This window comes from Photorhabdus sp. CRCIA-P01 (assembly GCF_003545805.1).
GTDB classification, from domain to species: domain Bacteria; phylum Pseudomonadota; class Gammaproteobacteria; order Enterobacterales; family Enterobacteriaceae; genus Photorhabdus; species Photorhabdus antumapuensis.
Genome location: NZ_NMQR01000004.1, coordinates 1 through 25,576, shown reverse-complemented (window position 1 = coordinate 25,576; position 25,576 = coordinate 1). Strand labels below are relative to the sequence as shown.

Annotated in this window: 21 protein-coding genes; 11 read left to right on the top strand and 10 right to left on the bottom strand. The window is 46.4% G+C overall.

All coding sequences use genetic code 11. The features are described 5' to 3' along the window. The 3 genes from gspE to nadC form a co-directional block, all read right to left on the bottom strand. Nucleotides 1-1,443, bottom strand: a complete 1,443-nt coding sequence (gspE, locus tag D3222_RS03810; protein ID WP_118984946.1) for a type II secretion system protein GspE — start codon at nt 1,441-1,443, stop codon at nt 1-3. A 166-nt stretch (nt 1,444-1,609) separates the two neighbouring features. After that, on the bottom strand, nt 1,610-2,032 hold the full coding sequence (gene ppdD / locus D3222_RS03805) for a prepilin peptidase-dependent pilin (protein WP_118984945.1): 423 nt from the start codon (nt 2,030-2,032) through the stop codon (nt 1,610-1,612). Between the two features lie 201 nt (nt 2,033-2,233). Next, the gene (gene nadC, locus D3222_RS03800) at nt 2,234-3,124 is read right to left on the bottom strand and encodes a carboxylating nicotinate-nucleotide diphosphorylase (RefSeq protein ID WP_118984944.1); all 891 of its coding nucleotides are present in this window, start codon (nt 3,122-3,124) and stop codon (nt 2,234-2,236) included. A gap of 259 nt (nt 3,125-3,383) precedes the next feature. Here nadC and ampE point away from each other — a divergent pair, with 259 nt between their 5' ends. After that, entirely contained in the window at nt 3,384-4,238 is an 855-nt protein-coding gene (gene ampE, locus D3222_RS03795) for a beta-lactamase regulator AmpE (protein WP_118984943.1), read from the top strand. A gap of 178 nt (nt 4,239-4,416) precedes the next feature. Here the strand turns inward: ampE and D3222_RS03790 are convergent, their stop codons facing one another. The 7 genes from D3222_RS03790 to D3222_RS03760 form a co-directional block, all read right to left on the bottom strand. Beyond that, entirely contained in the window at nt 4,417-5,574 is a 1,158-nt protein-coding gene (locus tag D3222_RS03790) for a hypothetical protein (RefSeq protein WP_118984942.1), read from the bottom strand. Nucleotides 5,575-5,721: 147 nt separating this feature from the next. Further along, complete coding sequence (locus D3222_RS03785) at nt 5,722-8,364, bottom strand: fimbria/pilus outer membrane usher protein (RefSeq protein WP_118984941.1); 2,643 nt, start codon at nt 8,362-8,364, stop codon at nt 5,722-5,724. A gap of 82 nt (nt 8,365-8,446) precedes the next feature. Then, nucleotides 8,447-9,199 carry a fimbrial biogenesis chaperone gene (locus D3222_RS03780; protein WP_232832391.1) on the bottom strand — a complete coding sequence of 251 codons (753 nt, stop codon included), beginning with the start codon at nt 9,197-9,199 and terminating at the stop codon, nt 8,447-8,449. Between the two features lie 75 nt (nt 9,200-9,274). Next, on the bottom strand, nt 9,275-9,940 hold the full coding sequence (locus tag D3222_RS03775) for a fimbrial biogenesis chaperone (RefSeq protein ID WP_118985125.1): 666 nt from the start codon (nt 9,938-9,940) through the stop codon (nt 9,275-9,277). Between the two features lie 75 nt (nt 9,941-10,015). Beyond that, nucleotides 10,016-10,585 (bottom strand): fimbrial protein, encoded by a 570-nt coding sequence (locus D3222_RS03770; protein ID WP_118984939.1) that lies wholly within the window; start codon nt 10,583-10,585, stop codon nt 10,016-10,018. Continuing rightward, on the bottom strand, nt 10,585-11,310 hold the full coding sequence (locus D3222_RS03765) for a fimbrial biogenesis chaperone (protein WP_118984938.1): 726 nt from the start codon (nt 11,308-11,310) through the stop codon (nt 10,585-10,587). The genes D3222_RS03770 and D3222_RS03765 overlap by 1 nt, the downstream gene beginning before the upstream one ends. Nucleotides 11,311-11,410: 100 nt before the next feature. Beyond that, nucleotides 11,411-11,941 carry a fimbrial protein gene (locus tag D3222_RS03760; protein WP_157975287.1) on the bottom strand — a complete coding sequence of 177 codons (531 nt, stop codon included), beginning with the start codon at nt 11,939-11,941 and terminating at the stop codon, nt 11,411-11,413. A gap of 847 nt (nt 11,942-12,788) precedes the next feature. Between D3222_RS03760 and D3222_RS03750 the strand changes: the two genes are divergently transcribed. The 10 genes from D3222_RS03750 to D3222_RS03705 form a co-directional block, all read left to right on the top strand. Further along, nucleotides 12,789-13,367 (top strand): hypothetical protein, encoded by a 579-nt coding sequence (locus D3222_RS03750; protein ID WP_118984935.1) that lies wholly within the window; start codon nt 12,789-12,791, stop codon nt 13,365-13,367. Nucleotides 13,368-13,375: 8 nt separating this feature from the next. Further along, entirely contained in the window at nt 13,376-13,597 is a 222-nt protein-coding gene (locus D3222_RS03745; protein ID WP_049582365.1) for a helix-turn-helix domain-containing protein, read from the top strand. A 345-nt stretch (nt 13,598-13,942) separates the two neighbouring features. Further along, nucleotides 13,943-14,215 (top strand): hypothetical protein, encoded by a 273-nt coding sequence (locus tag D3222_RS03740; RefSeq protein ID WP_118984934.1) that lies wholly within the window; start codon nt 13,943-13,945, stop codon nt 14,213-14,215. 48 nt (nt 14,216-14,263) lie between these two features. Continuing rightward, complete coding sequence (locus D3222_RS03735) at nt 14,264-14,632, top strand: hypothetical protein (RefSeq protein ID WP_118984933.1); 369 nt, start codon at nt 14,264-14,266, stop codon at nt 14,630-14,632. Between the two features lie 614 nt (nt 14,633-15,246). Continuing rightward, on the top strand, nt 15,247-16,011 hold the full coding sequence (pdhR, locus tag D3222_RS03730; protein WP_118984932.1) for a pyruvate dehydrogenase complex transcriptional repressor PdhR: 765 nt from the start codon (nt 15,247-15,249) through the stop codon (nt 16,009-16,011). 189 nt (nt 16,012-16,200) lie between these two features. Then, nucleotides 16,201-18,864, top strand: coding sequence for a pyruvate dehydrogenase (acetyl-transferring), homodimeric type (gene aceE, locus D3222_RS03725; RefSeq protein ID WP_118984931.1), 2,664 nt, complete (start codon nt 16,201-16,203; stop codon nt 18,862-18,864). A 13-nt stretch (nt 18,865-18,877) separates the two neighbouring features. After that, on the top strand, nt 18,878-20,473 hold the full coding sequence (gene aceF, locus D3222_RS03720) for a pyruvate dehydrogenase complex dihydrolipoyllysine-residue acetyltransferase (protein ID WP_118984930.1): 1,596 nt from the start codon (nt 18,878-18,880) through the stop codon (nt 20,471-20,473). Nucleotides 20,474-20,680: 207 nt separating this feature from the next. Beyond that, entirely contained in the window at nt 20,681-22,108 is a 1,428-nt protein-coding gene (gene lpdA, locus D3222_RS03715) for a dihydrolipoyl dehydrogenase (RefSeq protein WP_118984929.1), read from the top strand. A 445-nt stretch (nt 22,109-22,553) separates the two neighbouring features. Further along, complete coding sequence (gene acnB, locus D3222_RS03710) at nt 22,554-25,151, top strand: bifunctional aconitate hydratase 2/2-methylisocitrate dehydratase (protein ID WP_118984928.1); 2,598 nt, start codon at nt 22,554-22,556, stop codon at nt 25,149-25,151. Between the two features lie 190 nt (nt 25,152-25,341). Beyond that, the coding region (locus tag D3222_RS03705; RefSeq protein WP_157975285.1) for a helix-turn-helix domain-containing protein at nt 25,342-25,576 on the top strand (235 nt) is incomplete at its 3' end.

The following is a 25,576-nucleotide window of genomic DNA, read 5'->3' as shown; positions in this document are numbered from 1 at the left end:
CTATTCCTGACCTGTGACTTGATAAATTTCTTCTAATGTAGTGATGCCTTGTTCTACTAATAAAATACCGGATGAAAGTAAAGTATCTTTTCTTTGAGTCATAATGATTTTTTGCACATTTTTAGGATTCTGTTCTGATAATATTTGTTGAATATCATAAGTTATTTCTAAAAATTCATAAATAGCTGTTCGGCCATAATAACCGGAGAAACAATACTCACAACCAACTGCCAGCCATTGCTTAATAAATAGAGAATTATTTTCAATATTAATAATGGTTTCTTCTGTTTGTTGCTTACGGCAATGAAGACATAATTTTCTGACAAGTCGTTGGGCGATAATTAATTTGATACAAGAAGCAGCCATATAACCTGAAATACCCAGATTTTGTAGGCGGGATAATGTATCTATGGTTGAATTAGTATGCAATGTAGAAAGAACCAGATGACCTGTTTGTGCTGCTTTTACTGAAATCTCGGCTGTTTCGCTATCACGTATTTCTCCCACCATAATGACATCAGGATCTTGTCGTAACAGTGCCCGTAATACTTTGGCAAAATTGAGCTCGATTTTGCTATTAGTTTGTGTCTGATTAATGCCATTCAGTGGGATCTCGACGGGATCTTCTACACTGCAAATATTCTTTTTATTCTGATTCAGATATTGTAAGCAGCTATATAAAGTTACGGTTTTCCCACTACCTGTTGGACCCGTCACTAAAATCATTCCTTGTGGTAATGCGAGTTTTTGTCGGAGCTGATTTAACAATGGGTCAGGAATACCTAATTGATCTAGCGACAGTTGCTGCATTGTATTTAATATTCTAAGCACAACTTTTTCTCCGTGTATGATTGGCAAAGTCGCCATACGGATAGCATAGTTGTGTCGGGTGTCAGACCAATCAAATTGCCCATCTTGAGGTAACCGTTTTTCAGCAATATTCAATTTCGCCATTATTTTAAGGCGTGCGGCAATGCTTGCATTCATTTGATGAGATGGCGAAGACAAGAGGTGTAATGCGCCATCAACCCGGATACGGATACGATAACCCTGTTGGAATGGTTCAAAATGAATATCGGATGCACGCCGTTGAATTGCAGTTAATAAAGTTTGATTAATAAGTTGAATGACAGGGGCATCATTTTCATCTGTATTGATATCAGCTGTAAGTGGTAATAGAGAGGATTCTTCCTCTGGTATATGACTCAGTGAAATATTTTGATGTAATACTGATTCGATCCTTGCCAGTGGCCAAATTTCTACATTAACAATACGTCCGGAAATAAAGCGTAATGCTGATAATAAATCATCATTAGGTAATTCGCTGCTGGCAATTGTTATCGTATTATCATCTTCTTTTATTACAACAGATTGGTGGCGTTGACAAATATCATAAATTTCTCTTTCCATCAATGTGTTTTCTTCTGTTGAAAGTGAGTTCATTGTTACTTCCTGTATAAATATATATTGATATACCCGTTATCTTTCAAGTTGCTTCTTTGTTGGCTGCACTCTTTCACCCCGATCACATAGTTATCTATGCTCCCGGGGATTCGTTCCCTTGCCGTCGCGATGCATCTTGAAATCCATAGGGTATAAGAGTAATGAATTAAAATTCAAATATTTCCTGACAACGGCTCTTTAATGAACTGTTTGTTGATTCACATTTAATATTCCATTTAATTACACCTGTTTGTGTATTTAGTGTCGGCTTTAATATAACACTGAGATTTTTAAGACTCTGTTTCCCGTTAATGGTAACTTCCCCATTTTTAACTGAAATGTTTTCGATATATCTGCTGTTATGTTCTTTGGGAATTGACATTGCTCCTGCATTGCAACCATTGAAATCTTCAATTTCAAAACTGCAAAGTTCTATACCTGATTTATAAGGTACAATATTTTGTAGTATATCTGTTAAAGCGGCTTTCTGGATATATCCTTGATAACTAGGAATACCAATAGCACTTAAGATGGAAATGATAGCAATGGCAACCATAATCTCCATTAAAGTAAATCCTTGTTGTCGCATATTTTTTCTCCGTGTTGTGGTATTGCGATATAGATAATGAAGGAAAAAGAAAAAAATGAAACAGGATGTATGAAGGTTATGGAATTGACTCGAAAAAAGATTTATTAGTTGCAAGGTTTGCAAAAATATTTACGGTGGTGTTCGCAAATTTGCTAGCTATCAATTGCTGATTTACACCACCATCAATATCATTATTGCTAATTACTGAAAGCGCATGGAGAGATCTAATGCTCTAATATGTTTAGTGAGTGCTCCAACAGAAATAAAGTCGATGCCTGTTTCAGCATAGCTGCGCAGAGTATCCAGAGTGATATTACCAGATACTTCTAAAGTGACTTTACCTGATGCGATAGCGACGGCTTCTTTCATCATTGGAATAGTAAAATTATCTAGCATAATAATATCAACATTAGCTTTTAGTGCCAGGATGAGTTCATCTAGAGTTTCTACTTCGATTTCAACAAGGACATCAGGGTGAGAATAACGAGCTTTATCTACTACCTGTTTAATAGAGCCATTGGCAATAATATGGTTTTCTTTGATAAGGAAAGCGTCGAATAATCCAAGGCGGTGATTATTACCTCCGCCGCAAAGTACGGCATATTTTAGGGCTGTGCGTAATCCGGGTAGCGTTTTGCGCGTGTCAAGTAATTGGGTTTTTAGACCGGCAAGATGGTGGACATAACGACTGACTTCCGTTGCAACGCCAGAGAGAGTTTGAATAAAGTTAAGGGCGGTGCGTTCACCGGTCAGTAATATCTGAGCTGGGCCTCGTAATATGCAAAGTTTTTGGTTGGCTGTAATCGCATCACTATCTTTGACTAACCATTCAATGGAGATTTGGTTGCCTAATTGAGTAAAAACTTCATTCAGCCATTGCTGTCCACAGAAAATGCCATCTTCCCGAGTGATAATTACTGCGGTGGCTTGTTTATCTGCTGGAATTAATTGGCCGGTAATATCAGAGGTGAAACTTGTGTTTCCGCCCAAATCTTCTTTTAGTGCGAGGGTTACATTGGCAGGAATATCGTTCTGTAAGTGCGCCATCAGAACAGTACAGCGCTGCTCTGGATTATAATTTTGTTTTGTCATTAAAAAGCTCCAGGGGTGATAACAATATTGATGGTCTGAACATGCTACTCTGTTGTGTAGTGAACAACTACTATCTTGGTTTTGTCGTCTAGATTTAATATGAAGGCTTTGTTGTACTACACATTGTCTTTTTATAGGCAGACTCAGATATAAAAGAGCATATCACTGGCTATAATGATGTTGTTCCGGGAAGAAAAATTGATCTGGGACTTTATTTCGATTGGACACATTATCAGCAATTGTTGCAGGAGCAGAAAGAATGACTCTCTTTATACTGTTGTTAGTGTTAGCGTGGGAACGAGTTTTTAAAATGGGTGACTATTGGCAATTGGAGCACCGTCTTGGGCCACTGTTTGCCGATATAAAATCCTTTTCGTTATGGAAAAGTCTTTTAATGACGTTAGCCGTCATGGTGATTACATGGCTAATGATTAAAATATTAAATGATTTTATGTTCGGGATTCTTGAGCTGATTTTATGGGTGCTGATTTGTTTGTTGTGCATTGGAGCAGGGCACTTGCGGAATGATTATCGTGAATATTTTTGTACTGTTCATCAGGATGACAGGGAACAACAGAGAAAATATCTTACGCGTCTCGCAATTATTCATGGCTTACCTTCTGATGCCAACAAAGAGAATATGTTGCGAGAGATGCAAAATGCGCTGCTATGGATAAATTTTCGCTATTATCTGGCGCCGATTTTTTGGTTGATTGTAGCGGGTAAATTAGGTCCGGTTGCTTTGATGGGATATGGTTTTTTGAGGGCTTATCAGGGATGGTTAGCGCAGTATGGTACACCGGTTCAGCGAGCGCAATCTGGCGTTGATAGCTTGTTGCATTGGTTGGATTGGATTCCTGCTCGTCTGGCTGGCGTTGCCTATGCTTTATTAGGGCATGGCGAACGGGCTTTACCGGCGTGGGTTGCTTCTCTTAGTGATTTAAGAACTTCACAATATAAAGTGCTTTGTCAGCTTGCTCAGTTTTCATTAAGTCGCGAACCTCATCTTGATTCAATTCAAACGCCTGTTGCAGCGGTGATATTGGCGAAAAAGGTGACTTTTTCTATCATTGTCGTCGTTGCTTTACTGACGATTTATGGGGCATTGGTTTGATTCGTTGGCTTAATGACTCTAACTAGTTCGGGTTTTATGAACTTAATCATCCTATTTACATGGAATTGTTTGATTTTCCCTTCGCGATCAGGGCGGGTTTGTGCAGCGCCTATTGGCGCTGCAACAATAGCAATAACACAATATCAATAACACAATATCAACAACACATTAGCAACAATTAAGCCGACGGTGCGACGAAATTAACATCCGACCACACGGAAATAACCGCGACGGCTCTGGCTTGCCCGCCGGCACCGTCAGTCTTCAACAGAATCGGTACCACAGACAGTTGCGTTGAGGCGGTATAGCTATCGTCCCCGAACTTAACGTATCTCGCGTTCTCCCCTGACCCTCGGTGCCCGGTACTGAGTGATAAGGGGTTATTGGCAGAATCGAAGAACGCGAAGGCGACCTGATCTATTGACGAGGCCAGCGCATTCGGTTTGCCCGCCACGAAGGGTCCATCGATTCGGTAGAGCAGACGTGAATTTTGGAATACTCCGTCATCACCGGAACAGGTGCTGTTTATCCCGATCTGTCTGGCCGGTGCCAGTGGGTCTCCCGCCTGTTTACCGGCTCTTTTCACCGTTCCCCAGTCCACCGATGAAGGCGTCAGGACAACCGCACAGGTGGATGGCTTGCTGACCGATGAGAGGGTAACCGTGGTCCACAGGGGTTTCAGCAGGCCGTTAAAACCTGATGTGGCTGCGGGAGTCCAGCCGATGGCGCCCACGGACAGGGAACTGCTTCCCTTCGCATTGAAATTGCCGTCACTGTCCGGGTAAATCGCCCCGGTCACCGTACGAACACTGATATCAACCAGGCCGTTAGCATCCGGGACGCAAGGAATGTTAACGCCCGCATTCCCCTCTGCCAGATTGACTGAGCGATAGGTACCGGATGAGCCGTGTGTCTGGCAAGAGAAGGCAGATTGCCTGATATCAACCATAAAGTCGCCAACCCGTCCTACCCGGACGCTACCCGGTGACGACGAAGAGATTAATGGGCTCGTTCCCGATGCTACTGTGTAGGCCATAAACTGTGTTCCAGTCGGAACACGACAGGTTGTCGACCAGTCAAGGGGACCACTGGTGGTATAGCCCACTATCTCATCCCGTGAATAATTACGCTTATTTTTGTTGTTCGGCATCATGGCATAGCCAGTGACGGTGACATTGCTCACCCGACTCACCAGTTCAGCTTCGCAGTCCTGATAAGTCTCTGCCGCCTGGAGCGGCAACGCGGTCAGTAAAAAAAACAGTGATACCCCCAGACCCATGAGGGCTGGAACGGGGTTTTCTATATGACCATTCCACAAACGTTCAGTGTTTAACATTCTTCTTCTCTCCAAATGACTCATCTGTTCAAATCGCGTGTTTAACTTCCGGGGATAACCTCACGTTAGCGGTCCCCCGGAGGCAAAAGTGCTACCGGTGATGTCTCATCGGGCCCTCGTATCATGGCGCTCATATGACGGTAACGCTTACAGACACGCGGCATCGGCCTGCACCAATTGTCCGGGGGTCTCGGACGGCACCTGATAACGGGTGGTGCATTGCTGTGTGGCCCCGTTTCCCCATTTGACTTTCACGCGACCGGCAGAAGGCATGCCGCTCAGATAAACCCGGCCGTTATCGCCGACAATGCCGCCGCCGGCCTGAGGGGCATTCCCTGCCAGCGTTGCGGTGGCGCCAAAGGGCACGGGTTTGCCATGATGTGTCAGCGTCAGCAGCAACTGGCTGCCTAAGCGAACCTGATAATTGGCCAGTGTCACGGCCCCTTTGGTCGGATAAACGTTCTTGCTGGTCTGGTCAATATCAACCCCGTCCGGCAGGGTGGACGGATCCAGATTGATGGTGTTTTTGTGGTAGACCGATCCGCCCGGTAGTACGGCGTAGCCACGCCAGTCGGTCTGCACATTGCCGTTACTGACCGTCACCCCTTTTGCGCCGGGCGCGCGGACCAACACCGCTTCATCACCCAGTGAGCGTGATAGCGTCATGCCGTAAGGATGGATCAGCAGGGCGCCGGAAGTTCCGTAGGTGAAATGATGGCTATTGGCGCTGTCGTTGTAGCCCAGATTAACGCTGCCCTGGCTGCCCTGATAACCCAGAGACAAAGACCGGCTGTTTTGCTGGCCGCTGTGTCCCCAGCCTTGCTGGAGGTTATAATTCAGGCGGTTATCCCATAACATACCGCTGATCCCGGTCTGTTGAGTGGTGTGACCCTGTGAGTCGCGCGAGGCCGTATAGCGGGTGTAAACGCCCTGTAACGCCGACGATGACCCAAAAAGACTGAGCGGGATCTGCATATTAAATGACAGCTGGCGGTTCTCCGGCCAGTGGCCCTCGCCTTTTATACGAGAAACGTTATAACTCAGGTTATAGCTGATCCCCATCAGCATGGCGTTGTAACCCAGACTCAGGTTGTTGTCGGTACGGCCATTCCAGTAATCGTTGCGCGTCCCGGAGGCATAAAGACTGCCCCAGCGTCCGAGTGTCTGACGCAGGTTCACCTGCCAGGTGCTTTGACGTCGGTCAAGCGCCCACGGCACCTGATATTCATTCAGGCTGTATCCCATGCTGTTAACATCACTGAAACTGTAGTAATGCTGAGTGGAATAGCGGTAGGCGGCCAGATCAATGCTGGTGCCGGTACTGATCAGGTTCTTGGAGTATTTCACCCGATAAGATTGGCCCTGTTGCGGGTTATCTGCCTGACCCTTAACCCCTTGTAACCGGGCGCGGGCAAACGTCACATCGGCAGACAGGGCACCAAAGACTCCCAGTGACACGCCCGAGCCTAATACCCCCGACTGGTAGTTGCCTGCGGCCAGCCCGCCGCCGTACAGGGTGATATTATGCGGCAAACCATAAACCAGCGTGCCCAGCGCAAATACCGGAGAACGGCTGCCGTCGGTGAGGTTGCCGCCGTGATATTGACCGGTCGTCAACTCATATTTAATGCCGCCGGGCCGCTGCATCACCGGGACGGATGAAGAAGCGAGGGTGGAGACTCGGGTACTGCCATCCGCCTCTTTGATGGTGACCGTCAGGTCGCCCGCGCCCCCGGTGGTGTACAGATCGTTGAGACGAAACGGCCCCGGCGCTACCGTGGTTTGATAGACGGTATAGCCATTCTGGGAGACCGTCACCTGTGCATTGGAGTTCGCCACCCCGGTTATTTCCGGGGCAAAGCCGCGCTGACTGTCAGGCAACATGGCCTCCTCGGAAGCCAGTTTCATGCCCCGCAACGGGATACTGTCAAAAATATCCCCGCCGGTATAGGTTTCACCGGCGGTGAGCTCACCACGCAGTGACTGGATATCCCGTTGCAGGTAGGTATTACTCACCTGCCATTGGGTCTGCGCGGCGGGGGACAAACCGGCGGACCCCTCGTTGCGCTGGCGATTGTAACTGTAAGTTTGCGTACTGCGCAGACGCCACGGCCCCAGATTCAACCCATTACGAAAAGAGGCGAACAGGTTGCGGGAGCGTGATCCGCCGCCGCTTCCCTGACCGTCATAACGCCCTTCCGAACCGTTGACGGTGTAGTTCATCAAAAAGGCCGGAATGCCGTTATCCCACAGGGACGGATCGACCCTCCCGGAATGATGAGGCTGCATGGCAATCTGAGGGACACTCAGATCCAGACGCAAACGGGCGAAATCCAGGGTTGAACGGGCATGCGGGATCTGTTTCGTCAGATCCGTGATGGCGCTGTCGTTCGCTTTTCCCTGAAAAGCCGGTAATCCGCGGACATTGACGCCATACTCTTCGAGCTGCGCGACCGTTAATATCGGTTGCAGATGGCCGTTGACCAGCCTAAATTCAATCTCGCGGTTATCCACTTTATGCTGATTTAGGTAGATATCCACCAGATAGCGTCCCGGCGCGACATACCCGGCGTTTTCATACGCCGAGAGATCGACATGACTGCGTTCACCGTCAGCCCCCATTAGGAACGCCGGATTAAAGTATTCCCGCGCAGAGGCAGGCAGGGCCGTCGCTGTCAGTGAACACAACAGACAGACATATACCGGACGGGGCCGGAAACGGCCCGGCTGACCGGACGCGCGTTGGTTACCCGCCCGCAGCGCAGACGGAAATAAAATGTTTATTGCCATAGCTCATCTCTGCTTCTAATTAAGCTTATGCTGTTAATCTTGAGGTCACTTTGCCGGTATACCGTCCGCAGATGCGGCGGGTTTATAACGGGACGTGGCGATCCTGACTGTCGCCGGGAAAACGCCAGACCAGTGGGCCCGGAGTCCCGGCGGTAAACGAATGGGTTTGAAACAAATAGGTTTGTCGGCCTTTCGGGGGCACTATCGCCTGACGGGTGGGGTCATCCGCATGCTGTGTTCCCACTTTCAGGACCGAAAAGGTCAGAAAATAGGGCGTGGGATTGTCTACCCGCAACTGCGTTCCCTGAAGGGAAAATTTCACCTGTTTAGCCACTGTGGCGTTATCCCGAGCGGGGACGCCCCGAGGGCGATAAAACAGCCGGATGTTCATCTGTAAGGCGACCTGCACCTGCGAATTCTTGCCGGTTTGGCGCTCAGGCGCTCCTGTGTCCGGTATAGCGACACCCGGGATAGCCCGCAGCGAGACCACAAAGGCTGATTCCCGATCCGGCGGTAATTTCTCCCCCAGCTGGCGAATACGGAATGAAAATTTCCCGCCGGCTTCGACTCGCTTTAACGGCGGCAGGACGACAAAAGGGGGAACTTGCCCGGTTTTGGTGTCAAAGCGACCGGTATCGGGGTCCATCGGGCTGACAAATCCCTGGACCAGATAGCCTTGTTCGGTGTGATTCGTCATGCTGAGCGTCACGCCGCCTGGGCTATCTTTAGCCACATACGATAACTGCATCGGGGAGAACGACAGCCCCTGATTCTCCGCCGCCTGCGCCTTTAACAGGCCCCCTAGCAGCAGGGCGAAACAGAAGGGGTAAATCATTGACCCACCGCAGGCTCGCACCTTCCCGTTACTGACTCTCTTCACTTTCCACCTCTGGATAAAACACGGGCGAATTTAACGCGCCACTTTGGCGGTAAATAGGTTTGAAGCCCCGCCGTAATCATTAATCATCGACCAGCTCACTGATTTTTTTCCCCCTTGTCCGACATAGGTCACACAGTCCTGCGGCGCTATCATGGAGGGATAGCGGTTCAGATCGAGCGCCTGTCCGTCCAGCGTGAGGCTGTCCAGCGACAGGAAATAAGGGGTGGGATTGCACGCCTTAATGCCATCGGGTTGCGACTGGAAGCGGAGCTGTCCATACGCCTCTTCCGGCAGCATCGGCAGGTCACGCGGTCGCCAGAAAAACTTGATCCGCATCCCGACACTCATCGACGCCTGATCCCGAACAGGCTCATCCGTCACTGACTGAGTCGCGGGGATGGCATTCATCCGCACATACCCGAGCGATTCCCGATCCATCGGAAAGGGGGGACGGTTAAACGCGGGCAAAATACGCAGGCTGTTCTGACTGTTAGCCTCCAGCCTGAACAGCGGTGGTGTCACCACAAACGCCGGTGCGGTTTTCTCCTGATTTTCCGTTATCCTGACCTGCACCAGCCACGCCTGCGGGGTGGTATTGACCACCGTCAGTGTCTGCGCCCGTTCCCCCTGGGTAAAAATCACCCGGGTTTTATTCAGACTGAGACCGGCTGCCTGACAGGGTTCTGTGCCGGTCATGCCTAACCCCAGCCAGAATAGTAGTGCCCGACCTGTTTCCACAATGCCTCCTGAAACCGGTTACCTGAGCGGTACTCAGTGATAGTCAAATTGAAATTGAATGTACGCGGTCAGTTTACCGGGGGTCGCTGTGCCGGATTCATGTCGCATGTCCATCTGGAAGGTGATTTGACGGTCTTTGGCCGCGTTACCCGGTGAGGCCAAATCCACATAATCGCCATTTTTCAGGTAGTCCCCCAATTTGCCTGCCGGTGGTTGATAACGCAGACCAAAACCCACATTGCCCGACACTGTGGAGGCTTTATCCCGAAATAACGTCGGGTCGCCTTCTGACGTGGAACCGGCTATTTTAATGGCCGGGGTACGGCCCGCGCGGGCTGACCCGGCACAGCCTGACAACGCCAGCGTAATGGGTTTGCTGCTCACAGAATCAATATGTCCCGCACTGTTCTGCACCTCGGTGAGCGGTACGGACGAAAACTTCACAGTGGAGGATGTCTGTACATTAAGCTCACAGGTTGGCTGCTCCAGCGTTAGTGCTAACGTCAGTTCTGCCGTGTTGGGATTCGCTCCCCCGGACAGGGGGGCGGTGCAGAGCAGGCTGGCCAGGGTGGTCCGTCTGATAAGGGTCCACGGTTTTAACATTACGGTATCTCCCCCTGATAGGATGATGCTCCGCCGAGGTCATTAATCACCGTCCAGCTGACTTTGGTCGGGTAATGCGTCCCCTTGAGCGGTAAAGCCAGAGCAGAGAACGGCGAGACCATGTTCTCTTTCTGTTGCTTCGTCATCAGCTCCTGTCCGCCCACTTTCAGGGAGATGAAGGTGATGTAATAGGGTGACGGATTCGTGACCGTTATCCCTGCGGCTGTCGGTTTGAAGCGCAGTGAACCAAATCCTTGCTCCGGCAAAACCGGCAATCCTGACGGGCGATACATCAATTTAATCGTGTGGGCCAGAGCAAACTGGATCCCGCCGGAGACACTCTGCCGGGAATGTTTATCGGATTCGGTGCTTAACGGGATGGCCTTCGCGGTAAACCAGAACAGGGATTCCCGGTCGGCAGGTAGCGCCTGACCGGTTTTGATAATGCGCACCTGATTCTGGCTGCCGGGCGCCATACGAAACAGGGGCGGCGTCACCAGAAACGGCGCGGACTTCTTCTGCTTCTGCGCAGGGTCGGCACTGACTGCCACCTGCATCAGATAGACGGCCTCCTGACTGCTGTTGCGCAGTGAAGCAGTGGCGGCGTGGCGGTCCGCCGGGTAGATAATGCGGGTGGCATCAATACTCACCCCTCCCGCTTTCGCGGCAGTGACCGCGCTGCTTAACAGACCGGCCACCATCATTGCTGTCATCAATCTTTTCACTGAGTCACCTGAATGTGTCTGATTTGGTGTTGAGTCAGTAAGAATTGGACCTCCCTGTCCAATTCCACGGCTATGTGTTCCTGATGCCTAACGGCGTTGATTAGTTATAAGTTAGCTTGAAGGTCAGATCTGCTTTGGATTGTGCTGCGGCTACCACACCTGTACCAAGATTAACCAGCCCTGCCTTAAGCATGATGGCATTATCATCGCCTACTGCGGCTTTGTATTTGGCATCGCTTAGGTCAATTGCTGTTCCTGATTTCACTTGCTCACCATTAATCGTCAGACTAACCGCATGGTCTGCGATTATAGGGGTACCAGAAGCGGTGCTTTTAAGCTGAAAGTAATTAGTGCCTGCTGGGGCACCTGTAACCTCCAACTTAGCTTTGGCCTGGTCATTGCTCCACTGGGGGCAGTTTTGTGTTTCAATCTTGACCTCTTCTAGTCCACCTGCCAGTCCGCCTACTGCCTTAGGAAAGGCTGATGTCGAAGCGACGAGATCAACAGTAGGTATTGCTTTAAACGTACAAGTCCCTGCGGTCACTGTTGAGTTCACTGTCAGAGTACCAGCACCATTAACCGTATCAGCCATAGCCTGCGACATTCCTCCCAAGCACAGTGCAGCTGCCACACAAGTCTTCAAAATTTGCTTTTTCATTTCATCTATTCCTTTTATCTATTCGATACATTTTGCCTAAAACAACATCACGACAGATTAAACAGTCGGCCGCTAAAGCGGTGCGTTTACTAGTCATTTAGAGTTATTTTGTTCGGTTATTAACTTGATGAAATATTTACAAAAAAATATTCACGTCATGAAATGACTTCTGGCTTATATCGTTTAGTTTGAGGATCTCAGCCTTTAGCATGAGAAAACGAATATCACATCGTTCAAAAAACAACCTTTCGACGGCCCGCAATATTCATAATGTAAGAAATAATTTCCTTTTGAAATCAAAAAAATAAGTAATTTTTTACAAAAAGATACAAAAAATAGCTTTTAAATTATGAAATTTTCCATATACTGCGGCGGCGGTTGAAGATAACCGAACAAAATAACTCTAAATGTTCGGTTTTTTGTCCCGTGTCAGAAACTGGCTTCCACTGAAAGCGCCATCACAACCTTAAGCAACTTTTTCTTCGCGTTCCGTCCGTTCCTATCGTTGCCCAAAAACCAAGACCTCCAGATTCGCAAAAGAGATACATTAGCTATTTTTATGAATTTTTTGGTATTGAGCTTTAAAAAGGCTTTCTGTGTAAACGGCACTGTTAACCTTCATGACAAAATATCGCTGTGGCGGATAAATTGCTTTGGGAGGGATAATTACTTTTTTCTTTTTCTATCAATAAATTAATGACAGTTTTCAAATTACCCTGAATCATATTCTGTCTATTTAGTGATAAAAAATTATTGTCATACGATAACTTTTAAAGTACTTTAACGACAGTTTAGTTGAACATGTATATGGAATGACACAATGTGTGGTAAACAGGAGTTTGTAACGAATCCCAGAATCAAGCTACTCAGCTTTCTGGCTATTATTATTGCTGCTGTTATGGCAATTGGTGATATGGGGTTCCATATTGCGTCTTGGTCGTTATGGCATGATACCACTCGTCAAGCTGTTCTTCAGGCATATAGCGATCTAATGCCTGCATTAATTGCAAAAGGATTTAAGCAATCTTTATTAAGTGAGGTGCTTTATATCTCGCTGGATACGATACCTCTAATCATATCAACTGTTTCTTATGTGTTAATCGGAATTTTATTTTTCCGGCTTGCTAAAGGTGAAATATGGAGTAACCGTAATATTTCCGCTTCATGTATTATTGGTTTCCTGATGATTTTGGAGCAACTGCTTTACCCTGTGATTAATACATTACAAGGAATGGCGTTATCTGTGGATTTAGTAAAAGGACAACGGGTATTTAGTTTCTCGTTTGGCGTTAATTCAGAATCTCTGTTTATTATTATGTTTGGTGTATTCCTTTTGATATTTAGCTTAATTATGCGTGAATCTAAGAGGATCAGCGATGAGCAACGTTATTTTATCTGAGAATCATCATGAGTATTATAATAAGATTGGATGTGATCTTAGCGAAAAGGAAAGTAAAGTCTAAAGAATTGGCTGCAATTATTGGTATCACCGAGCAAAATCTATCATTGCTGAAAAATGGCAAAATAAAAGGTATTCGTATCGAGACGCTGGAAAAAATTTGTAAACATTTGCAGTGTCAACCTGGAGATATATTGGAATATGTGGAAGATGGAGAGGATAGCCGTTAATACAACAAATAAAATCACTGTATGTCTTTTGGTATCTTATAAGATGGAACTTTGTATTTATTAGCCAGTTTTAAATGCATGAAAATATTAATTATTTCATGTTTTTTATCTAGCCTGTTACTCTTTGGTGTTAATGGATCACCAATAAAGCAGGTTTTTCTTGGCGATAAGAATATATATTTCTCTCTGAGGGGATATTGTTCTGATATTCCGTGGAATGCCAGAAAGATAAAATGCATATGTAGATATTACTTACTCGAACGTAAGAAATGATCTCTCTTTTTATATGGTTTTTCATTTAAGTTAAATTTTTATAATATATACAGCAATTTAAGGATATTAGAAATGAATAAATTTCTCATTGCTTTGTTATCAATATTTATGATTACAGGATGTTCCATGCCACGGTTAAGTGATGCTTATGTTTCAACCTGTGGTTATCTTGAATGTAATGTCAAAGATATAATTTCGGGTGAAGAAGTCAAAGTCAGTACCACGCATCCTATGCCTGATTTTGATAAAAACACATCAATCCAAGACAGACAAATTATACAATCTGGTGGAAGTCCATCTTTTGAAAAAGAGAGTTACCGTATTAGAGGGACTTTTAAATTCTAATTTAATTTCCCTGATTATTTTCTTTAGTGTTATTTGAGGCATTTTTTTATGAATTCCATAAAAAAAATCACCATTATTCCTTTAATTATATTATTTACTTTATTAACCGGTTGTACATCGTGGGAAAAACCAGGAGCAACTCAGTATGAAAGAGACAGGGATTATTCTGAATGTAAAGCCCTTGGTTATTCTCAATTACCATCAGACTGGACCAGAGAAGTTGTTCATTCTTTCGAGACAAAACGTTTTTCCTGTAAAGATAAAGACGAGGACGATGATAAATCCTGTAATCATTACATTACTTTGCCAAAAACAGAGGTTAAGCGTTGGGATAAAAATGAATCGTCAAGGCGTTGGATAATTTCATCCTGTATGTATAAAAAAGGGTGGCATGAAGAGACTCGCTATTGGTTTTAATATATACCCGTTATCTTTCAAGTTGCTTCTTTGTTGGCTGCACTCGCTCACCCCGGTCACATAGTTCGCTATGCTCCCGGGGATTCACTCCCTTGCCGTCGCGATGCATCTTGAAATCCATAGGGTATAGTCCATTTTTCCCACCAGCAGGAGTTACGTAGAGCTGTTGCTGGTGGTTCCTCACATATTTGTTATTATTCCTTTCTGATAGCCAGTTTTAGCCCCTCGGTTTTATTGATTTGAGCTACATTTATAATCTAATGGAATCGTCGTTGTGTTTAAAGTCAATAAGTGATGATTTGGTATCTATACTTTTTAAATAAATACTTAACTATTTCCTTGCGGTAATGATTCATTATATCTATTTATACGTTTCAAAAGGTTAGGTGAAAATATCCTTCTAGAGGATTTATTAGCCTATTAGTTATCAATTTTTGCTAATTTTTAAAAAAAATTGTTAAAATTTGCAGGTTTTTATGATTTAGCTCAAGGTCTTTATGGACAGCTGGTGAATACTTTGTTACTTTTATGGCCCTGTAATTTAAATTGGTATTACCAATTGACTCCGGCAGGGACCGAAGCAATGTTTATCCATTAACTGGCTTACAGTAAATATGGCTTATAGCAAAATCCGCCAACCAAAATTATCAGATGTTATTGAGCAGCGTCTCGAGCATCTCATCCTTGAAGGATCTTTACGTCCAGGGGAGAAATTGCCGCCTGAACGTGAGTTGGCGAAACAGTTTGATGTGTCACGCCCTTCACTGCGCGAAGCTATTCAACGGTTAGAATCCAAAGGTTTTCTCTTTCGCCGTCAGGGTGGGGGAACATTTGTCCAGAGTAACTTATGGCAAAGTTTCAGTGATCCATTGGCGCAACTGCTGGCTGGTCATCCAGAATCTCAGTTTGATCTCCTTGAAACCCGCCATGCTTTGGAAGGTGTTGCTGCCTATTACGCGGCACTGCGTGGAACTGACGAAGATTTTGAACGCATTCGGCAATATCACCTTGTTATTCAACAAGCTCAGGAAAGTGGTGATGTCAATGCTGAATCCGAGGCGGTTTTGCAATATCAGCTCGTCGTTACCGAAGCAGCACATAATGTGGTTCTCCTTCATTTATTACGCTGTATGGCACCCATGCTGGAACAAAATATCCGGCAGAATTTTGAGTTTTTGTATACCCGCCGGGAAATGCTGACGGCTGTCAGCGATCATCGGGCGAAGATTTTTGAAGCGATAATGGCGAGGCAACCAGAGAAAGCCCGCGAGGCATCCCATCGCCATTTAGCTTTTATTGAAGATGTCTTATTGGATCTCAGCCGCGAGCATACTCGCCGCGAGCGATCACTACGACGTCTTCAACAGCATCAGGAATAGAATTAGCTGTGTGGATCTTGAAGTTTGCTGCGTCCGCACAGCTAAGTTGAGTCCCTTTACTGAGGGCGCTAGCGGCAACAACAGTGAGGGCCTATCTTCCAGTCATGACCGGCTGAACGTCAAAGGGTATGACGGGAAGGTAGGCTCCAAAACAATCATTAGAAACAGATAACAGATAAGGAATACACCATGTCAGACATTTTGAAAAATGACGTGGATCCGATCGAAACTCGCGACTGGTTACAGGCGATCGAATCGGTCATCCGTGAAGAGGGTGTTGATCGTGCCCAGTTCTTGATTGATCAGGTACTGAACGAAGCACGTAAAGGTGGCGTGAATGTTGCGGCCGGTGCTGCTAATCGCGATTATATCAATACCATTGCTGTTGAGGATGAACCTGCTTACCCTGGCAATCTGGATTTGGAGCGCCGTATTCGCTCTGCTATTCGCTGGAATGCTGTGATGGCTGTTTTGCGGGCATCCAAAAAAGATCTGGAATTAGGGGGTCATATGGCTTCATTCCAGTCTTCGGCAACCATGTATGAAGTTTGTTTCAACCACTTCTTCCGTGCCCGTAATGAAAATGACGGCGGTGATTTGGTTTATTTCCAAGGCCACATCTCTCCGGGCGTCTACGCGCGTGCTTTCCTTGAGGGCCGTCTGACTGAAGAGCAGATGAATAATTTCCGTCAGGAAATTCATGGTAACGGTCTCTCTTCTTATCCGCATCCAAAATTGATGCCTGAATTCTGGCAATTCCCGACGGTTTCAATGGGATTGGGGCCAATTGGTGCTATCTACCAGGCTAAGTTCCTGAAATATCTGGAACACCGTGGTTTGAAAGACACCTCCAAGCAAACCGTTTACGCATTCCTGGGTGACGGTGAAATGGATGAGCCGGAATCCAAAGGTGCGATTACTATCGCAACCCGTGAGAAGCTGGATAATCTAGTATTTGTTATCAACTGTAACCTGCAACGCCTGGATGGCCCGGTGACGGGTAATGGCAAAATCGTTAACGAGCTGGAAGGTATCTTCAACGGTGCGGGTTGGCAGGTTCTTAAAGTTCTTTGGGGTGAGCGTTGGGATGAGTTGCTGCGTAAAGATACCAGCGGCAAATTGATCCAACTGATGAACGAAACTCTGGACGGCGATTACCAGACGTTCAAATCCAAAAATGGTGCTTATGTCCGTGAGCATTTCTTCGGCCGTTACCCAGAAACGACAGAATTAGTCAAAGATATGACTGATGATCAGATTTGGGCGCTGAACCGTGGTGGTCATGATCCTAAGAAAGTCTTTGCTGCTTTGAAAAAAGCGCAGGAAACCACCGGAAAACCAACCGTTATCCTGTCTCAGACCATCAAAGGTTACGGTATGGGTGATACGGCTGAAGGCAAAAACATTGCTCATCAGGTTAAGAAGATGAATATGGAAGGCGTTCGCCATTTCCGTGATCGTTTCAATGTCCCTGTTGCTGATGAGCAAATCGAAAACTTGCCATATGTGACTTTCGATAAAGACTCTGAAGAGTATAAATACCTGCATGAACGTCGTGCAGCACTTGGTGGTTATTTGCCAAGCCGTCGTACTCATTTTGAAGAAAAGCTGGAACTACCAACGCTGGAAGATTTTGGTGCATTGCTGGAAGCACAAAATAAAGAGATTTCCACCACTATCGCTTTTGTTCGTGCACTGAATGTGATGTTGAAGAACAAGTCAATCAAAGATCGTCTGGTTCCAATCATTGCCGACGAAGCGCGTACCTTCGGTATGGAAGGTCTGTTCCGTCAGATTGGTATCTACAGCGCGAATGGTCAGCAGTATACTCCGCAGGACCGTGAGCAGGTGGCTTACTATAAAGAAGACGCGAAAGGCCAGATCCTGCAAGAAGGTATTAATGAGCTGGGTGCAGGTTCATCATGGCTGGCGGCGGCGACTTCTTACAGCACCAACAATCTGCCAATGATTCCGTTCTACATTTACTACTCTATGTTCGGGTTCCAGCGTATTGGCGACCTGTGCTGGGCAGCCGGTGACCAACAGGCTCGTGGCTTCCTGATCGGCGGTACTTCAGGCCGTACAACCCTGAACGGTGAAGGTCTGCAACACGAAGATGGTCATAGTCACATTCAATCTCTGACTATTCCTAACTGCATCTCTTACGATCCGGCGTTTGCTTATGAAGTGGCTGTGATTATGCATGACGGTTTGGAGCGTATGTATGGTGAGAAACAAGAGAACATTTACTACTACATCACCACGCTGAACGAAAACTACCACATGCCGGCGATGCCACAAGGTGCAGAAGAAGGTATCCGTAAAGGTATCTACAAACTGGAAAGCCTGGAAGGTAGCAAAGGTAAAGTTCAGTTGTTAGGTTCTGGTTCTATCCTGCGTCATGTTCGTGAAGCAGCGCAGATTCTGGCTAACGATTATGGTGTGGGTTCTGACGTGTACAGCGTCACTTCATTCACTGAACTGGCTCGTGATGGTCAGGATTGTGAACGTTGGAATATGTTGCACCCAACAGAAACGCCACGCGTACCTTATGTTGCTCAGATCATGAATGAAGCACCGGCAGTGGCTTCTACTGACTATATGAAGCTGTTCGCGGAACAGATTCGTAACTTCATCCCTGCAAGCGAATTCCGCGTATTGGGTACTGACGGTTTCGGTCGTTCTGACAGCCGTGAAAACCTGCGTCATCATTTTGAAGTTGATGCTTCCTACGTAGTAATTGCTGCTTTGGGTGAATTAGCTAAGCGCGGCGAAATCAACGTGAATGTTGTGGAAGAAGCGATTAAAAAATACAACATTAACCCAGAAAAAGTTAACCCGCGTTTGGCATAAGAGGTAAAGATCAATGACTATCAAAATCAACGTACCGGATATCGGTGCAGATGAAGTTGAAGTCACCGAAATCATGGTGAAAGTTGGCGATACAGTGGAAGCTGAACAATCGCTGATCATGGTAGAAGGTGATAAGGCTTCGATGGAAGTTCCATCCCCTCAGGCGGGTGTTGTTAAAGACATCATCGTTGCGGTTGGCGATAAAGTTGAAACCGGCAAGCTGATGATGATTTTTGCTTCCGCAGAGGGCGCTGTAGAAGCTGCACCTGCTGAAGAATCAGCGGCGATACCATTATCCTCTCGTATGGCAGAACCAGAACCTGTGGTTTCCGTGACCATGGATGTTCATGTACCGGATATTGGTGGTGATGAAGTTGAAGTGATCAAAGTGATGGTCGAAGAAGGTGATGCGGTTACAGCGGAACAGTCACTGATCACCGTGGAAGGTGATAAAGCCTCTATGGAAATACCGGCACCATTCGCCGGTACGGTTAAAGAAATTAAAATCAAGGCCCGTGATAAAGTAAAAACCGGTTCTATGATCATGGTATTCGAAGTGGTGGGTGCAGCACCTGCACCTGTGGCTTCTGCTCCGGCTCCAGTGGCTGAACCTGAGAAAGCTATTCCTGTTCTGGAGAGCAGAAGCAGCTTTGCAGAAGAAGATAAAAACGATTTCATTGAAAATAGTGCTTATGTTCACGCAACGCCGGTGATCCGTCGTCTGGCGCGTGAATTCGGCGTTAACCTGGCTAAAGTGAAAGGTTCAGGTCGTAAAAACCGTATTCTGCGTGAAGACGTTCAGTCTTACGTGAAAGACGCGATTAAACGTGCTGAATCTGCGCCTGCATCAGCCGGTGGCGGTCTGCCGGGTATGTTGCCTTGGCCGAAAGTGGATTTCAGCAAATTTGGTGAAATTGAAGAAGTTGAACTGGGTCGTATCCAGAAAATTTCGGGTGCTAACCTGAGCCGTAACTGGATGATGATCCCACATGTTACACAGTTCGACGAAACGGATATCACAGAAGTTGAAAACTTCCGTAAACAGCAGAATCAGGAAGCTGATAAGAAACAGCTTGGCGTGAAGATCACCCCACTGGTGTTCATTATGAAAGCGGTGGCAAAAGCGCTGGAAGAGATGCCGCGTTTTAACAGCTCTATCTCGGCAGATGGTCAGAAACTGACGCTGAAAAAATACATCAACATTGGTGTGGCGGTTGACACGCCTAATGGTTTGGTGGTTCCGGTGTTCCGTGACGTCAATAAGAAAGGCATCATCGACTTATCTCGCGAGTTGACAGAGATGTCTAAGAAAGCCCGCGCAGGTAAACTGACTGCATCTGATATGCAGGGTGGATGCTTTACTATTTCAAGCTTGGGCGGTATCGGTGGCACAGCATTTACGCCAATCGTTAACGCACCGGAAGTGGCTATCCTTGGCGTATCCCGTTCATCCATGAAGCCGGTTTGGAATGGTAAAGAGTTTGTACCACGCCTGATGTTGCCTATGTCACTCTCTTTCGATCACCGTGTGATCGATGGTGCTGATGGTGCGCGTTTCATTACATTTATTAATCATGCAATGAGCGATATCCGCCGTCTGGTGATGTAATCTCAAAGGCCGGCCATGTGCCGGCCTGATTGTTATTGTTGTGGCAGGGAAACCGCTTGCATCTGGTTGGTTTGTTGCGAGTTCTGTCACGTTAACGCGCTTTTCAGGTTATTAACAATTCTGTAAACTGCTCGCGGTGTGTAGGTCCCGGTGGAATATATCGTTTTTTGGCGTCTGACCCGCCGGACAAACAATTAAGAGGTCATGATGAGTACTGAAATTAAAACCCAGGTTGTGGTGCTTGGGGCAGGTCCAGCAGGGTATTCTGCTGCTTTTCGTTGCGCGGATTTAGGTTTGGAAACCGTCCTGGTGGAACGTTACTCTACCTTGGGTGGTGTTTGTCTTAACGTGGGTTGTATCCCTTCCAAGGCATTGCTTCACGTAGCAAAAGTTATTGAAGAGGCTAAAGCGCTGGCAAATCACGGTATCGTTTTCGGTGAGCCAAAAACTGACATCGAAAAAGTCCGTGTCTGGAAAGAAAAAGTTATTAATCAGCTGACCGGTGGTCTGGCTGGTATGGCTAAAGGCCGCAAAGTTAAAGTAGTTAATGGTGTTGGTAAATTTACCGGTGCTAACACGCTGGTTGTTGAAGGTGAAGGTGGCGCAACAACGATTAATTTTGATAATGCCATTATTGCCGCGGGTTCCCGTCCTATCCAATTACCATTTATTCCTCATGATGACCCTCGCGTATGGGATTCTACCGATGCACTGGCGCTGACAACGGTTCCTGGCCGCTTATTGGTCATGGGCGGTGGTATCATTGGTCTGGAAATGGGAACTGTTTACCACGCTCTGGGTTCTCAGATTGATGTCGTTGAAATGTTGGATCAGGTTATTCCTGCGGCTGACAAAGATGTGGTGAAAGTATTCACCAAGCGCATTAGCAAACAATTCAATCTGATGCTGGAAACCAAAGTTACCGTGGTAGAAGCCAAAGAAGAGGGTATCTATGTCACGATGGAAGGCAAAAATGCACCGGCAGAACCACAACGTTATGACGCGGTTCTGGTTGCTATCGGTCGTGTACCTAACGGTAAAATGATGGATGCGGGTAAAGCCGGTGTTGACGTTGATGACCGTGGCTTTATCCATGTTGATAAGCAAATGCGTACCAATGTACCGCACATTTTTGCTATCGGTGACATCGTTGGTCAGCCAATGCTGGCGCATAAAGGTGTTCACGAAGGCCACGTTGCGGCTGAAGTTATTTCCGGTAAGAAACACTACTTCGATCCAAAAGTTATTCCATCCATTGCTTACACTGAACCAGAAGTTGCTTGGGTTGGTTTGACTGAGAAAGATGCGAAAGAGAAAGGTATCAGCTATGAAACGGCAACTTTCCCGTGGGCCGCTTCTGGCCGTGCGATCGCTTCTGATTGTGCTGACGGTATGACCAAACTGATTTTCGATAAAGAAAGTAACCGTATTATCGGTGGCGCCATTGTAGGTACTAACGGTGGTGAACTGCTGGGTGAAATCGGTCTGGCAATTGAAATGGGTTGCGATGCGGAAGATATCGCGTTGACTATCCATGCTCACCCAACGTTGCATGAATCTGTCGGTCTGGCGGCTGAAATCTTTGAAGGCAGTATTACTGACTTGCCAAATGCTAAGGCAAAGAAAAAGAAATAATTTCTTAAATCGATTAATGTAATTTACCGAAGCGGCTTTCATTTATTGAAAGCCGTTTTTTTATCTGGTATGACCTGTTTGAAGAAACACGGTATAAAAAGTATGGTTTTTGTGGGTGCTACTGGCAAAAATCAGCGGAATAATCTGTTTTAATAGCTTTGTCTACTGTTAATTCAGAATATTACTATCAGTTAATGTTACTTTTATGTGAACGAATTAACATCGCATTCAAATTTTGGTATGCTGGGTGCCCGAAGCTGGGCATAACTTGATTTGCACTTGCTAAGTTATGCCGGCAATCCTCTGACCTGGCACCCGGAACCATAACTAACAACCTGTCCCTGGAGGGGCTATTGTTGCGCAAAGACGATAGTCTGATGAGGCAGGTTCTAAGGCGGGTGCAGAGCCGGGTAGATAAAATGACAATGAGAGCGAGGAGAAAGTCGTGCTAGAAGAATACCGCAAGCACGTGGCCGAGCGTGCAGCCCAAGGTGTCGTCCCTAAACCATTGGACGCGACACAAGCGGCGGCGCTGGTTGAGTTACTGAAGAGCCCACCAAAAGGTGAAGAAGATTTCCTGTTAGATCTACTGATTAACCGTATTCCCCCTGGCGTTGATGAAGCGGCCTATGTAAAAGCCGGTTTTCTTGCCGCTATTGCGAAAGATGAAACCATTTCACCGCTAATCACGTCAGAAAAGGCGGTTGAACTGCTTGGAACGATGCAAGGTGGTTATAATATTCATCCTTTGATTGATGCTCTGGATAATGAAAAACTGGCGCCAATTGCAGCTAAAGCGCTCTCTCATACTTTGTTGATGTTTGACAACTTCTATGATGTAGAAGAAAAAGCAAAAGCAGGTAATCCACAAGCCAAACAAATTATGCAATTTTGGGCTGATGCACAGTGGTATCTGGAACGCCCTGAATTGGCAGAAAAGATCACTGTCACGGTATTTAAAGTGACGGGTGAAACAAACACTGACGACTTATCTCCCGCGCAGGATGCATGGTCGCGTCCTGATATTCCGCTGCACGCTCTGGCTATGTTGAAAAATGCCCGCGAAGGAATTGCCCCCGATCAAGCTGGTGTTGTTGGTCCAATCAAACAGATTGAAGAGCTGAATAAGAAAGGCTATCCGCTGGCTTATGTCGGCGATGTAGTTGGTACCGGTTCTTCCCGTAAATCAGCCACTAACTCCGTGCTGTGGTTTATGGGCGAAGATATCCCATTTGTGCCAAACAAGCGCGGTGGTGGCGTTGTTTTGGGCGGTAAAATTGCGCCAATCTTCTTCAATACCATGGAAGATGCTGGTGCATTGCCCATTGAAATAGATGTTAATAAGCTGAATATGGGTGATGTGATTGATATCTATCCCTATAAAGGCGAAGTACGCAATCACCAAACCAATGAATTATTGGCTGAATTTGAACTGAAAACCGATGTGTTACTGGATGAAGTTCGCGCGGGTGGTCGTATTCCACTGATTATTGGTCGTGGTTTAACCAGTAAGGCTCGTGAGTCTCTTGGTTTACCACCCAGCGATGTCTTCCGTCAGGCGAAAGCGGTTGAGGAAAGTAGTCGCGGTTTCTCCTTGGCTCAGAAAATGGTTGGTCGGGCATGTGGCACTGTAGGTACTCGTCCTGGTGAATATTGTGAACCTAAAATGGCCTCTGTTGGTTCTCAGGATACTACCGGTCCAATGACCCGTGATGAGCTGAAAGACCTGGCATGTTTGGGCTTCTCTGCGGATTTAGTGATGCAGTCATTCTGCCATACGGCTGCTTATCCTAAGCCGGTTGACGTCACCACTCACCATACTCTGCCGGATTTCATCATGAACCGTGGTGGTGTTTCCCTGCGTCCGGGTGACGGTATTATTCACTCATGGCTGAACCGTATGTTGTTGCCTGATACCGTAGGTACGGGAGGGGATTCTCATACCCGTTTCCCGATAGGTATTTCCTTCCCGGCAGGTTCTGGCTTGGTGGCGTTTGCTGCTGCAACGGGGGTAATGCCTTTGGATATGCCAGAATCTGTGTTGGTTCGTTTTAAAGGGCAGATGCAGCCCGGCATTACTTTGCGTGATTTGGTTCATGCGATTCCTTACTATGCGATTCAGCAAGGTCTTCTGACGGTTGAAAAGAAAGGTAAGAAAAACATCTTCTCTGGCCGTATCCTCGAAATCGAAGGTTTGCCAGATCTGAAAGTTGAGCAGGCATTTGAGCTGGCGGATGCTTCGGCAGAACGCTCTGCGGCAGGTTGTACGATTAAACTGGATAAAGCGCCGATTATCGAATATCTGCAATCTAATATTGTATTGCTGAAATGGATGATTGCTGAAGGTTATGGTGATCGCCGTACTTTAGAGCGTCGTGTAACGGGTATGGAGAATTGGCTGAAAGATCCTCAATTGTTGGAAGCTGATGCTGATGCAGAGTACGCAGCAGTTATTGAGATCGATTTGGCTGAAATCAAAGAACCTATTTTGTGCGCACCGAATGATCCAGATGATGCCCGTTTACTGTCTGATGTGGCTAACAGTAAAATCGATGAGGTTTTTATCGGTTCTTGTATGACTAACATTGGTCATTTCCGTGCAGCCGGTAAATTATTGGATCAACATAAAGGTCAATTACCAACTCGCTTGTGGGTTGCTCCGCCAACGAAAATGGATGCGGCTCAACTCACTGAAGAGGGTTATTACAGCATCTTTGGTAAGAGTGGGGCGCGGGTTGAAATACCTGGCTGTTCCTTGTGTATGGGTAACCAAGCACGTGTTGCTGACGGTGTAACCGTAGTTTCTACTTCGACTCGTAACTTCCCGAATCGTTTGGGGACGGGGGCGAATGTTTACCTGGCATCGGCTGAGCTTGCGGCTGTGGCTTCTTTGTTGGGACGCCTACCTACACCGGAAGAGTACCAGCAATTCATGGATAAAGTTGATGAGACTGCGGAAGATACTTATCGTTATCTCAATTTTGATCAACTGAACCAATATACTGAAAAAGCGGATGATGTGATTTTCCAAACTGCGGTGTAATTCCGATATATTGCAATACGAACGAATGGGAGGTGAAAACCTCCCATTTTACTATCTCATTATCTTTTATAAATGATGCTTATTTTACAGCAGGTTATAATTAAATAAGCAAGGTTAAAAGTTTTATATATATACCCGTAATCATTGAAGATGCTTGATTTTATCCGAAATGGAGATCATTATCCTCGCTATGAAAATATTTATTACATCAGAACAAAAAATCAAACTTGAGCGTCTTCACGACACCACTCGCGATGGTCAAGTACGAGACAGAATAAAAGCTATCCTTCTGGCTTCTGAAGGGTGGAGTTCTGTGATGATAGCTCAGGCATTGCGACTCCATCAGACCACGGTTGACCGCCATATCAGTGATTACCTTAATCACGGTAAACTTAAATCGGGTAATGGGGGGTCTGACAGTTTAC